This is a genomic window from Mesorhizobium mediterraneum, from assembly GCF_002284565.1.
GTDB lineage: Bacteria > Pseudomonadota > Alphaproteobacteria > Rhizobiales > Rhizobiaceae > Mesorhizobium > Mesorhizobium mediterraneum.
Genome location: NZ_NPKI01000046.1, coordinates 386,446 through 398,886 on the forward strand (window position 1 = coordinate 386,446; position 12,441 = coordinate 398,886).

10 protein-coding genes are annotated in these 12,441 nt (G+C 65.0%); all 10 read right to left on the reverse strand.

Translation table 11 applies throughout. The features are described 5' to 3' along the window. Positions 1-12 precede the first annotated feature (12 nt). Positions 13-1,113: a siderophore-interacting protein gene (locus CIT25_RS32430; RefSeq protein ID WP_095489149.1), complete on the reverse strand. Its 1,101-nt coding sequence runs from the start codon at positions 1,111-1,113 to the stop codon at positions 13-15. Then, positions 1,106-3,103 carry a Fe(3+)-hydroxamate ABC transporter permease FhuB gene (gene fhuB / locus CIT25_RS32435; RefSeq protein ID WP_095489150.1) on the reverse strand — a complete coding sequence of 666 codons (1,998 nt, stop codon included), beginning with the start codon at positions 3,101-3,103 and terminating at the stop codon, positions 1,106-1,108. The genes CIT25_RS32430 and fhuB overlap by 8 nt, the downstream gene beginning before the upstream one ends. Continuing rightward, complete coding sequence (locus tag CIT25_RS32440) at positions 3,096-3,977, reverse strand: ABC transporter substrate-binding protein (RefSeq protein WP_095489151.1); 882 nt, start codon at positions 3,975-3,977, stop codon at positions 3,096-3,098. The genes fhuB and CIT25_RS32440 overlap by 8 nt, the downstream gene beginning before the upstream one ends. Before the next feature lie 22 nt (positions 3,978-3,999). Next, positions 4,000-6,174, reverse strand: coding sequence for a TonB-dependent siderophore receptor (locus CIT25_RS32445; RefSeq protein WP_095489152.1), 2,175 nt, complete (start codon positions 6,172-6,174; stop codon positions 4,000-4,002). Between the two features lie 139 nt (positions 6,175-6,313). Continuing rightward, the gene (locus CIT25_RS32450; protein ID WP_245330095.1) at positions 6,314-7,216 is read right to left on the reverse strand and encodes a helix-turn-helix domain-containing protein; all 903 of its coding nucleotides are present in this window, start codon (positions 7,214-7,216) and stop codon (positions 6,314-6,316) included. Between the two features lie 417 nt (positions 7,217-7,633). Then, positions 7,634-8,464 carry a 3-methyl-2-oxobutanoate hydroxymethyltransferase gene (locus CIT25_RS32455; protein ID WP_095489154.1) on the reverse strand — a complete coding sequence of 277 codons (831 nt, stop codon included), beginning with the start codon at positions 8,462-8,464 and terminating at the stop codon, positions 7,634-7,636. 1 nt (position 8,465) lies between these two features. After that, complete coding sequence (gene rbsD / locus CIT25_RS32460; RefSeq protein WP_095489155.1) at positions 8,466-8,927, reverse strand: D-ribose pyranase; 462 nt, start codon at positions 8,925-8,927, stop codon at positions 8,466-8,468. Next, positions 8,924-9,874, reverse strand: a complete 951-nt coding sequence (locus CIT25_RS32465) for a ribokinase (RefSeq protein ID WP_095489156.1) — start codon at positions 9,872-9,874, stop codon at positions 8,924-8,926. The genes rbsD and CIT25_RS32465 overlap by 4 nt, the downstream gene beginning before the upstream one ends. Positions 9,875-9,886: 12 nt before the next feature. Continuing rightward, entirely contained in the window at positions 9,887-11,404 is a 1,518-nt protein-coding gene (locus CIT25_RS32470) for a sugar ABC transporter ATP-binding protein (protein WP_095489157.1), read from the reverse strand. A gap of 59 nt (positions 11,405-11,463) precedes the next feature. After that, a complete protein-coding gene (locus CIT25_RS32475; protein ID WP_095489158.1) occupies positions 11,464-12,432 on the reverse strand; it encodes a sugar ABC transporter substrate-binding protein in 969 nt (322 codons plus the stop codon). Between the last annotated feature and the right edge of the window lie 9 nt (positions 12,433-12,441).

Consider the following 12,441-nt stretch of genomic DNA (forward strand, 5'->3'; position numbering starts at 1 on the left):
AGCCAGCCAAACTCAGGTTTGGTCGTTCTGCCGCGCGGTATCGCCTTCGAAGCCGCAACGCCAATAGGCGACGACGAGGTGCGCGTCGCGCGGCAGCTTCCGGTCCTGCCTGAGGTAGGACCGGATGGCGCGGAAGCTCTTGTGCTCGCAGCCGACCCAGGCGAAGACGCTGCGCCCATCTTCGGGCCAAGGCACGTTCCGGACCGCGTCCTGAAGCAAAGCGGATTTGCCTGGGGCCACGCCATTCCTGTGCAGCCATTTTATGTCCAGTGTGGCCTGCGAAACCGGCTTCTGCTCTTCGTTGCCATAAGCGACTTCGATGCGGACGACGGCGTGCACGCCTGCCGGCAGCGCCTCCACTATACGGCCGATCGCGGGCAGCGCGGTCTCGTCGCCGGCAAGCAGGCACCAGTCGGCCTGAGGGATGTCGCCGCCGCCCGGGCCGGTCATCCCGACGATATCGCCGATCCGTGCATTGGCCGCGAAACGCGCGCCGGGCATGCCATCGCCATCATGCAATACGAAGTCGATATCGACCTCTCCCTTTTCGACGTCGATGCGGCGGATCGTGTAGACGCGCACATCCGGCCGCCGTTCCGCTTCGGGCCATACCGGACGGCCGTCCACGCCGGTGACCGGCCAGGCGGGTACTGCGCCATCCTTGGGAAGCAGCAGACGGACATGAAGCCCGCCCGTTGCGAAGCGTCCAAGGTCGCTTCCGGCCAGGGTCAGCCGTCGCATATGCGGTGTCACATCGGCGGTTCGCACGACGCGCATCTCGCGGAAATAGGGTAGCGGTTGCCCTGCCGCCCCGTCGCCCTGCCAGATGATGCTGGGGTTATCCGCCGCTGCGAAATGCAGCAGGTGCTCGGCGATGGAGAGCTTCACATAGGCCAGGGATGTCTCGTCTCTGCCCTCGGCAAAAACCTTCAGGCAGCGCTGGCAGGCTTCCATGCTGGCCGAGCCGAAGGCCGTGTCGATGCGGCTGCAGGCGCCGTCGACGGCGACATCGCCATGGTCGGCAAAATGCGCGCAAAGCCGCTTCATGATGTCTTGCGGACAAGACAGCATGATTTCGGCGGATGCCTTGAGGTTCCTCGGCATTTCAACCATGGCGCGGCACTCCTTTTGCGAGCAGATGGACGAGATAAGGTCCGCCAAGCAGCGAGGCGAACAGGCCGACGGGCAGTTCGTATGGAAAGGCCACCATGCGCGACAGCCAGTCCGACACGATCATCAGCAGCGCGCCGACAAGGACCGCGCCGGCGAGGTGAAGGCGGGCGCGGGCAAAGCCGATCGGCCGGGCAAGGTGCGGCGCGATGAGACCGACGAAGCTCAGTGGCCCGACGAACATCGCGGCAAGCGCGGTGAGGATTGCTGCGAGCACGATCAGCGTCAGTCGTCCGCCCGCGATCGGCAGGCCGAGTCCGCGTGCGGTATCCTCGCCGAGCGGCAGGATATCGAGCCAGCGGGCGGCGAGAAACAGCGGCAGCGTCAACAGCATCAGACACGCCAAGGCCACCCAGGCATCGGCGCCGGTCGCCTGGCTGGTCGAGCCGCTGAGCCAGCGCAGCAGGACATAGGATTGCGAATTTCCCATGGCGATCGTCGCGGTGATCACGGCGCTGCACAGCGCGCTCATGGCAATGCCGGCAAGCAGCAACCGCTCGGAGCCGAATTTCGCCCGTGCGGCAATGGTCAGCATAGCGATCAGCACCGCCAGCGAGCCGAAAACGGATCCGGCGAGTTGCCAGTCGAGCCCGGCCGTCGCGCTGACCATCAAGACCGCGGTCAGGCCGGCACCGGCTCCGGTGCCGACACCCAGCACCTCGGGGCTTGCTAATGGATTGCCGGTGATCCGCTGGATGACGACGCCCGCCACTGCCAGCATGGCGCCGGCGGCTGCCGCCACGCCGATCCGCGGCGCGCGCCAGGCGGCGAGATCGGCCAGCATCTCGCCGCCGGCGACCGACCAGCCCGCCGGTCCTCGTCCGACGATAAGCGCTACTACCGCCGCGACAAGGGTCAGCAGAAGCAACAGCAAAATGATGAACCGGCCGGCCTTGCGCGGGGACGTGCCTGATGTGCCGAGGTTCGGCCATTCGAGCAGGCGCAGCGTCGGCAGCAGCCAAAGCAGAACCGGGCCGCCCAGAAGCGCGGCGCCCGCGCCGGTTGGAATGCGTTCGCCGCCGGCGCCTGCCGCCAGCTGCACCAGCCCATCCGTCAGCCACAGCAGGATGGCGCCGATCAACGGCGCGGCCAGCAACTTCTGCCCTAGCGAACGCGCGCCTGAAAGCGTGGCGAGCGCCGGTGCTGCAAGGCCGACGAAGCCGATGACGCCGACCTCGGCGACCACCGTGGTCGCCATCCAAACGGCAAGCGCAATGACGAGGAAGCGGCTGGTGTGGCGGGCGATGCCGAGACTGCGCGCAGAAGCGTCGTCAAGGCCAAGGATCGTCAGTGGCCTGAGCAGCAGCAGGGCGGCGCCGGCGCCGACCGCCAGCCTGGTCGACAGGGCGATGGGCGGCCCCCAATCCTGCTGGACCAGCGATCCGCCGCCCCAGATGAACAGCGAGAACAGATAGTCGCCATTGGCGAGGATCAGGGCGGCGCTGATGGCGCTCGCGGTGAGCGCCACCATCATGCCGGCAAGCACGACGGAGACAGGCTCAAGCCCGCGCCGCCAGGTCAGCGACAGCACCAGCAGCACCGCAGCAGTGCCGCCGGCAAAGGCGACCGTGCCTTGCGACCGCTCCATCAGAAACGGCGCATAGACGGAGGCGGCCGTCATTGCCAGTTGCGCACCCGACGAGATGCCGAGCGTCGACGGCTCGGCCAGAGGGTTGCGCAGCACACGCTGCAGCAGAAGCCCGGACAGGCCAAGGACGGCGCCGGCCAGCACCGCCACCACCGCACGCGGCAGCGTGCTGTAGAAAAGGATGATGCGATCGAGATCGATGTCGCCCGCCGGCGCGGTCGGCCACTGCGTGCTGATGCGCCATGCGAACAGCAGCGCCGCCACCGCCGCGAGGAGGCCCCAGAGCGCGATCGGCGACAGCGCACGGCCAGCCGTGGCGCGCTCGGTCATGGCGCGGTCAACCATGAGTCTGCCCGGCAAGGGCGGCCGTCGCCAACCGGGCGAAGCGGCGTGCCGAGGGCAGGCAGCCGAAGTGATTGATCGGCTCGAGCAGGGCGACACGGCTGTTCCGGACCGCCGGCAGTGCGTTCCACAGCGCATTTTCGGGAAGCGCGCGGCCGACATCGGCCGGCAGCGGCGAAACGACGAGGATCGAGGCGTCGGGAACGCGCGCCAGCGCCTCCAGCCCGACCGGAGCGGCGGCGCTGTAGCTCGTCTCGTCGGCCCAGGCATTCTCAACGCCGAGACGCCGTAGCACGTCGCCGAACATGGAATCCCGGCCAAAGGCGCGGAAATGGCGTGAATCGCCCAGGCTGATAACGAAGACCGGCCGCCCGGAGTCAGCCGGCAGAGTAGCGCGCAATCGCGTGATTTCGACTGATGTCTCGTCGACGTAGCGTTTCGCTTCGGCCTGTCGTCCGAGCTTTTCGCCAAGCGCCAGCGTCGCCGCTTCAGCGAGCGGGTAGGGCGGCACGCCGGGCGCGTAGACCGTTTGCGCAAAGACCGGCGCGATGCGCTCGAGCATCGGGCGCTGGTATTCGTAGAAACTGGAGATGGCGACAAGATCCGGCGCGACGATGCGCAACAGTTCGTAATTGGGCGTGCCGCGCAGCCCGAGATCGGTTACCGATCGGGGCACCTCGGGTTCCACCGCCAGTTTGCGAAACTGGATGAGTTCGGTCGCCGCGACCGGCGCGATGCCAAGCGCGATCAAGGTCTCCAGCATGCCCCAGTCGATCGCCGCGACGCGCAGCGGCGCAGCCTTGGCGGCGATCGGCGGCAACATGGCCGCCATGCCAAGCGCGAGCACCCGCCGTCTGCTGGGGAGGAGGTGGATCATCACCAGGGCCTACAGCCGATAGCTACCAAGTCGTATGGGCCTTCAGCTTGAACGACCGGCCTTCGCCATAGGCACAGGTCAGAGTCGTCTGGCAGCTTGCCACATATGTTTTGTCGAAGAGATTGGTGATGTTGAGGTCGACGCCCCAGTTCTCCTTCTCGTAGCCGAGCTTCAGGTCGGCCAGCGTGACGGCCGGCACCTTCGCCGTGTTCTCGTTGTCAGCCCATGAGGAGCCGAGATGGCGTACACCGGCGCCGATCGAGATGCCGTCATACCAATCGCCGCGGAAGGTGTAGTCAACCGACGCCGAGACCATGACTTCGGGCACGATGAAAGGCGTCTTGCCGATCAGGTCTGGGTCGTCGCTCTTGGTGAAGTCGATATCATAGGCGGTTAGCGCCGCAGTCACCCTGAGATCGTCGGTGACGTTCACCTTGCCTTCGAGCTCCACACCGCGAGAGCGCAGCTCGTCGGCCTGGACCTGGGCAAAAGGATCGGTGTCGCTGGCGATGGCCACGTTCTGGCGTGTGAGGTCGAAGACCGACAGGGTGAACAGGCCATCGATGAAGGTCGGTTCATACTTGACGCCCACCTCATACTGCACGCCCTCTTCCGGCTTGAACAGGTCGCCATTCGCGTCGGTTCCGATGATCGGATTAAAGAAGGTGGCGATGCTGGCATAAGGAGTGATGCCGTTGTCGAACTCATAGGCGAGACCAGCGCGGCCGGAGAAATCGCCAACGGTGCTGCTCTGGTCGATGACGGGAAGGCCGAAGGTCTCCGAATAGTAGGTCGGGCGGTTGTCAGCTTCGAGCCAGCCGCGATCGTAGCGGCCATTCAGCGTCACCAGCCAGCCATCGCCGAAGCGAAGCTGGTCCTGCGCATAAATGCCGAGCTGCTTCTGCGTCAGATCCTGGTTGAGGTAGCTGACGCGAGGCGTCAGTGGCGAGCCATAGATCGGGTCGAACGCATCTATGGGATTGTCATAGTTTAGATCGAAGAGGCCAGACGACTGCACCTGGTCGATGTTGTAATATTTGAAGTCCACACCGACGAGAATCGTATGTTCGATCGGGCCGGTTTCGACTTTGCCCTCGATCTGGTTGTCCATGAGGAAGGTTACGACGTCGGTGTCATGGTCGAAATTTATGCGGGCCAAGTCAGTAGGCCCTCCGATGGTCGACCAGCCGTTTGGATAGACGCTCACTTCATCGATGCTCGCTGCGCCGAAGCGAGCGTTCGAGCGCACCGTCCAGTCATTGTCTAACGTGTGCTCGAACTCGTAGCCGATCGAGCCCTGTTCGCGCTTGTAGAGATCGATGGACGGTTCTGTGAAGTTGGCGTCGGGATCGATGCGTCCGTAGTTGACGCCGCCGACTATGTGATCCACCACCGTTCCGTCATAAGGCAGGAAGTTGCCGCCATTGTGGTTCTCGTCGATGTGGCTGAAATTCGCGAGCACCGTCAGCCGGGTCTGCTCGTCGGGCTGCCAGGTGATGCTTGGCGAGATGAAGCCGCGCCAGCCGTCCTGCAGATCGCTATAGGTGTCGCCGCCGGCGACGCGACCGTTGACGCGATAGCTGACCACGCCGTCGCCGGACACGTCGCCGATGTCGAAGCCGAGATAGGCCCTACCGGCGTCGTTGACGCCGGTTTCGACATAGCGCTGCCTGCCGTCGGGACGCTTGCTGACATAGTTCACGATGCCGCCCGGATTGCTGCCGCCATAGAGCACCGAGGCCGGACCTTTCAGCACTTCGATGCGCTCGATCCCGAAGGAATCGACGTAAAATCCACCGAAGCCATAGCTGAACAGCTGCAGGCCATCCATGTAGATGCCGGTGTCCGTCGCCTGGAAGCCACGGATGAAAATCCAGTTGGTGTCGCTGTCGGGGCCGAAGGGCTGCGTGAAAACGCCGGCCGTATATCGCAGCGACTCGTCGATCTTCTGCGCTCCCTGATCGTCGATTTCCTGCCGTCCGATCACCGAGACGGATTGCGGGATCTCGGTGAGTTTGGTCGCGGTCTTGGACCCGGTCTTTGTCTCCTTGGCAACGACGCCGTCGACCGGTCCGGTCGCGCTGTCGCCGGCCTCGCCCTCGACCACCACGGGTTCTAGCTGGGTGTTGTTTTGCTGGGCGAACGCGCTCACGGGCGGAATCAAAGCGAGGGCGACGCCCGCCAACAGCGGCTTCATCCGGCAGATTCTGTTCATAAGGCAAACCCCAGGGTTCTCGAACGCATATACCTGACTGTTTACCTCAGCTTATGTCGGGGTCATTGGATGGATTTGCGCAGTTTGTCGGTTTTTGTCCCAAAAGGCCGATATTGCGATTTCATGTTGCGGAAATCTTGCCGCGCCTGCCGGCACTCTTCATCCACGCACCAGGCGTCAATCCGACGACGGATTTGAACACTCGCGTCAGATGGGCCTGATCGAAAAAGCCGGTTGCTTCCGCGATATCGCCGAGTGATGCGGATTCATGCGCCATCATTGTCTGAATTTTTCGAACCCGTGCCTGCATCTGCCAACGGTGCGGCGGTATACCCGTAGCCGCCTTGAACGCGTGGCTAGTTGCGGTTTCCGACAGGCCGGTCAGCGCGGCCAGATCGGCGAGACGGATCTTGCCCAGGCAATGCGCGTCGATGTAGTCGGTGACCAGGCGCAGTTTTCGACGAGACAGCGGCGAGCGCCGCCGCTGTCGGCCCGGTTGGCCGATCTCGAAAAGTCCGGCGAACAATGCGTTCAGCAAGCCCTCGCCGTAGAGATCGTGCATCGGCTGGCCGCTGTTGCATTCGGCCGCGATCAGGCCGGCAAGCATGGCGATCCGGTCGTCGCGAAACTGAAACCGCGCCACATGCAAGGCGTCGCGGTCCAGGCTGCCGCCGAAACGGCGCGTCAGCGCTGCCTCGTCGAAGTGCAGATCGAGGTGCTTGATGCGGTGCAGGCCCTCGACCCTGCCTCTGATGGGGACCCCGGCCGGTATATAGGCCATCGAAAATGCCCGGTCGTGACGGCGCAATTCGCCCTGCGAACCCTCGACGAAAAAGGCGCCGTCGCCATCCACATCCAGCGCGACAAAGAGCCGGGGGTCGGGAGAGACATAATAGCCTCCCGCTTGCTCCCCGCACGCAACGTCCCAGAGGTCGGCGACGACGCCGTCCCAGACATGCCCTTTCAGGCCGCCAATGACGGAAAAACCTTGGATGCGACTTTCCATGCGTGGTGCGAAGGCCACTTCCCGTTTCCCTGTAGTGCCATGAACCATTCGCCTTGATATATATCATGATGGAAATTATCAAGTTTTACTGGAAGGCAACAACGGGCAATCGCTTCACGGTTTGGCGAAAGCGGAAGCGACATCCGATCTCCCTCGCAAGGGCAGGGTCATCGCAGGTGGAAAGCCGAGGCTTTCGCTCTACGATGTACCCCCACCCCTAACCCCTCCCCACAAGGGGGAGGGAGACTTCAGTTGGCGCTGACCTCGGCAAATTGCCTGCCTTTCGGCGGCAAAGGGAAAGTAAGGGCAGCGGCAGCGTTCCCTCCCCCTTGTGGGGAGGGTTAGGGTGGGGTCCATCTTCGCAAGAATCCAAATGCGATTGCCCTGCTCGCAAGGGGGAGATCGGCTGCTTCGCCGATGGCGAGCTTTTGGACTCTAATTTCGCGTTGCTTCGAGACGCGCGCGAAATTCCTCGAACTCCGCTTCGGTAATGCCGGCGACTTCAGCGTCGCTGGGATAGCCACCGCCGGCAACTTCCTTGCGGAACCCCGACAGCGCCTCGATCCGTGCGTCCCTGACAGCTTGGTGCAAGGCAGCCAGATTGCCCCAGGCACGCGCGTGGCGTGGCAGGCGGGTGCTCTCACCGCAAATGTCGGAGGTGAACAGGAAGATGACATCCGCCTCGGTGCCCGAGCCGAGCGACACGGTGACCAGCGAGGTGCGGCGGTTGATTTCCGCCATCACCTGAGCCGGGATGACTTCGCACTCGACGGCGAAGGCGCCGGCATCCTCGAGCCGCCGGAAACGGTCCCACAATTCCAGCGCCTCTACGGCGGTCTTGCCGACCGCCCTGATGCCGCCGACCCAGGTGGATTTGCGCGGCACGAAGCCGAGATGCCCCATGACCGGAATCTGTTCATCGGCGAGCAGCCGGACGCTGTCATAGCCGCGCCCGGTGATCACTGCATCGGCGCCGGAGGTGATGGCGCGAAAGGCCGTGCGCAGGATCTCGTCGCCGGTGACGGCTTCGGCGAAGCCGAGGGCTGCGGTGACGAAGACGCGGCGCGACCCTTCACGCACGCGCAAAACGTTGGCGGCGCGGCAGACGACCATCTCGACGCCGGCGGCCTCGGCAGCTGCCGCCTCATCCGCCGTTTCCGCCGTCACCTGGGCGACATGGCGCCCGGTCCCCTTGAGCGCGCGCAGATCCGCGACGGTTACACTGCGCTCGACCTCGCGGCCGCCGAAATCAAAGATGCGCGGCATCTCAGCCTTTCAGCTTCTTGGCGTAATAGTCCGGCGCGACGACACCCGGCTTGGAGAACCAGGCCGGCACGTCGACGCCGGAATAAAGCAGGATGTTGCCCCACGGATCGAAGGCGCCGGTGCGCACGATAACCTTCGCCTTTGCCGCCATCTCGCCGAGGATGGTCTCGTGCTTGGTGGTCTCGAAATCGGCGTCGGGGAACAGCCGCTTCAGCTTGGCCAGCAGCGGCGCGTTGTGCACTGGCAGCGTATCGGCATAGCCAACACGCTCGGCGATGAAATTGGCTGCGATCGGCGCCAGCACGGTTTCGAGATCCGGCACGTCAGGCGAGATGGCGAGGTCGATGCGCCAGGCGGTCGAGGGGATCGGAAAGCCTGCATCGCAGACGATCATCAGGTCGCCATGACCCATCGAGGCGATGGCGTGCGCCAGTTCGGCATTGAGCAGCCGGTTTCGGTTCATGTCGCTTCCTTCCATGTTGTCTTGAGGGCCTGGGCGTAGAGCGCGTCAGCCTTGGCCCGCTGAGGCAGGCCGGGAATGACGCCGAGCTCGGTGCAGGCGATCGCGCCACAGACGACGCCGAAGCGGACAGCGTCGACGATGTCGCGGCCTTCGGCGAGCGCCACCGCAAAGCCCGAATTGAATGCATCGCCGGCGCCGGTCGTGTCGACGACGGTGACCGGCACTGCCGGCACCATCACATCGAGCTCGTCGGTCAGGATCAGCGCGCCACTCCGGCCCAAGGTCACCACCACGTTGCCGACGCCGCGGCGGCGCAACTCGCCAGCGAGCTCGCGCGATGAGCGTGGATCGTCGGCCGGCAGGCTGAGCAGAATGCGCAGCTCGCTCTCGTTCGGCGTCAGATAGTCGACGGAGGCGAAGATCGCGTCGGGAAGCTGGCGCGCCGGTGCGGGATTGAGGATCGTGCGGGCGCCATGCTTGCGGCCGAGCTCCATGGCGCGGGCAGCGGCAGCGATCGGCACTTCGAGCACCGTCATGACGACGTCGCTCTCGGCGATGCGCCGTTCGCCCAAGTCGACGGTCTCGGCATCCATCAGCTCGTTGGCGCCCATGTCGAGGATGATGAAGTTCTCGCCCCTGTCGTTGAGGATGATAAAGCCGACGCCGGTGGCGCGCTCCGCACGCGTCGTGACCAGGCTCGAGTCGACGCCTTCGGCGGCGTAGAGATCGGTGGCGATGCCGGCCAGCTTGTCGGTGCCGATGATGGCGAGCAGCGACGAGGCGGCGCCCAGCCTTGCGGTGGCGACGGCCTGGTTCGAACCCTTGCCGCCCGGCCCCATGTCGAAATCGGTGCCGAGCATCGTCTCGCCGAAAATCGGCAGCTTGGGCGCCCGCATGGTCAGACCGACCGCGAAACTGCCGACGATTGTGATTTTGGGTGGTGTCATCAATGCCCTCGTTCAGGACGCCATGGCGCGGGCCAGGATCGCTTCCTCGTTGATGCCGGCGCCGGTCAGTTCACCCGAGATCCGGCCGTTGCGCAGCACCAGAACGCGTTCGGCGTTCATGATCAATTCCGGAATCTCCGACGAGATCATCACCACCGCCACGCCTTCGCCGGCGATGCCGCGCAGGATGGCATAGATCTCGGCCTTGGCGCCAACATCGACGCCGCGCGTCGGCTCGTGCAGGACCAGCACGCGTGGATTGGTGACGAGGCTACGCCCGAGGATGATCTTCTGCTGGTTGCCGCCCGACAAAGTCGCCAGTTTCTGCCCGAGATGTGAAATGCGCGCGTCGAGCCGGGCGACCTGCGCGCGGGCTTCGCGGCCGACCGCGCCGCGCCGCATGAAGCCGGCGAGCGAAAAGCGCGGCAGCGAGGCCGAGACGACATTGTTGGCGACGCTCATCGACAAAAGCGCGCCCGCGCCGCGCCGGTCCGCCGGTACCAGCGCCATGCCGTTGCGGATCGAGGCGTGCGGGTCGGCTGCGCGCAACTCCTTGCCGTCGATGGTGATGCGACCGCTGCGGCCGCATAGTCCGAACAGGGCCTCGCCGAGCGTGTCCTTGCCGGAATCGGGCAGGCCGCCAATGCCGAGGATTTCGCCCGCGCGGGCGCTAAAACTCAGCTCATCCAGCCCCGGTGCGGTCAGCTTCTCGACGGAGAGCACGATCGGCGCGGCATCCGACCGCGCCTCGGGTTGCAACGACCACTGGGTCGCGGTGTCGAGCTCGCGGCCGACCATGGCGCGGATCAGCCGGTCTTCCGACAGGCCGTCATTGTCCAGCGTCTCGATGGTGCGCCCGTCGCGCATCACGGTGATGCGGTCGGCAAGGTCGAGCACTTCCTTCAGATGATGTGAGACGTAGATGACGGTGACGCCCTCGCTGCGCAATTGCCTGACGATATCGAACAGCCGCTCGCTCTCGCGCTTGGAAAGCGCCGAATTGGGCTCGTCGAGGACAAGCAGGCGGGCACGCTGGCGGATGGCGCCGGCAATCTCGACCAGCTGCATTTCGGCCACGGAAAGCCGGCTAACCTTGGTGTCGGGGTCGAGCTTGCCCATGCCGAGGCGGGTCAAGGCGGCGCGCGCCTCGCGCCGCATCTCCTCGCGCGGCACCAACGACACGGCCGACCGCGCCGCCATGTCCGACATCATGATGTTGTCGGCGATGGTCAGCGTCGGGCAGAGCGCCAGTTCCTGATAGACCACGGTGATGCCGGCGGCCCGGCTGGCCAGCGGCGAGGCGATGGTGGCCTCCTCGCCGTCGATGCGGATTTCACCGCCGTCCGGCTGCAGATCGCCGGCAAGGATGTTCATCAAGGTCGATTTGCCGGCGCCGTTCTCGCCGATGACGGCATGCACCTCGCAGGGGCGGAAATCGACGGAAATGCGGTCGAGCGCCAGCACCCCGGGAAACCGCTTGGTCAGGCCGGAGATCTCGACGATGGGGGCAGGGCTCTGTTGCTCTGTCATGGGCTGGCTGGACGAAGAGCTGCCGACCCAAGGCCGGCAACTCCCGTCACGCTGGCTTGTTACTTCTTGGCGACCTCGGCGATGTTTTCCTTGGTGTAGACGCCGACGCCGGTGTCGAGATTCTCGATCGGCTGACCCTTGAGGAACTGGACGATCAGGTCGACCGCGGCAAAGCCCTGCTTCTCCGGCGCCTGGTCGATCGTCGCCTCGACATTGCCGTCCTGGACGAGTTGCACCGTCTGGTCGAGCAGGTCGAAGCCGACCACCTTGACCTTGTCGGCCGCGTTGTTGCGCTCGACCCAGGTGCCGGCGGCCGGCGTCGAGCAGCATTCGAGCGACAGCACGCCCGATATCGCTGGGTTGGCCAGCATGGCGTTCTCGATTGCCGCATAGATCTTCTGCGGATCGGTGCCGGTGTTGAGCGTTGAGACCACCTCGATGCCGGGCTCGGCGGTGAGCGCCTCGCGCGCGCCCTTCTCGCGGTCGAGCGACCACTGGGCGGCGGCGTCGATCGTGGTGATCATCACCTTGCCCTTGCCGCCCAGCACCTTGGCCATTAGCTTGCCGGCCTCGCGGCCGGACTGGACGAGGTCCTGGCCGGCGAAGGCGAGGCGCTTGCTTTCGGGATTGTCGGTGTTGAAGGTCACGACCGGGATGCCGGCGGCGATGACCCGGTCGATCAGTGGCGCCAGCGCATCGGTCGAGACCGACGAGATAGCAAGTCCGTCCATCTTGCCCATCAGCGTCTCGATCTCGCTGATCTGGCCGTCGGCGTCGGCGCCGACGGGGCCGATGAATTGAGCGCCGACCTTGTCCTCCTTGGCGGCGCGCTCGACCCCGGCCTTCATGAACGGCGCGAATTCGTTGGAGACGTCGTGGTAGGAGACGTAGATGTCGAGCGGCTCGCCGGCGGCGATCTTGGCCTTGATGCGGTCGGCCAATGCGAAATCGGCCAGCTTGGCGCCGGCATGGGCCGACAGCGGCAACAGGCTGAGCGCGGCTGCGAGAATGACATGTCTGAGTTTCATGGATAGTCC

Coding starts and splice junctions, on each gene's coding strand:
- CIT25_RS32465 (WP_095489156.1), bottom strand. CDS start 9,874: ATGACACCACCCAAAATCACAATCGTCGGCAGTTTCGCGGTCGGTCTG.
- CIT25_RS32470 (WP_095489157.1), bottom strand. CDS start 11,404: ATGACAGAGCAACAGAGCCCTGCCCCCATCGTCGAGATCTCCGGCCTG.
- CIT25_RS32475 (WP_095489158.1), bottom strand. CDS start 12,432: ATGAAACTCAGACATGTCATTCTCGCAGCCGCGCTCAGCCTGTTGCCG.
- CIT25_RS32440 (WP_095489151.1), bottom strand. CDS start 3,977: ATGATCCACCTCCTCCCCAGCAGACGGCGGGTGCTCGCGCTTGGCATG.
- CIT25_RS32455 (WP_095489154.1), bottom strand. CDS start 8,464: ATGCCGCGCATCTTTGATTTCGGCGGCCGCGAGGTCGAGCGCAGTGTA.
- CIT25_RS32430 (WP_095489149.1), bottom strand. CDS start 1,113: ATGGTTGAAATGCCGAGGAACCTCAAGGCATCCGCCGAAATCATGCTG.
- fhuB (WP_095489150.1), bottom strand. CDS start 3,103: ATGGTTGACCGCGCCATGACCGAGCGCGCCACGGCTGGCCGTGCGCTG.
- rbsD (WP_095489155.1), bottom strand. CDS start 8,927: ATGAACCGAAACCGGCTGCTCAATGCCGAACTGGCGCACGCCATCGCC.
- CIT25_RS32445 (WP_095489152.1), bottom strand. CDS start 6,174: ATGAAGCCGCTGTTGGCGGGCGTCGCCCTCGCTTTGATTCCGCCCGTG.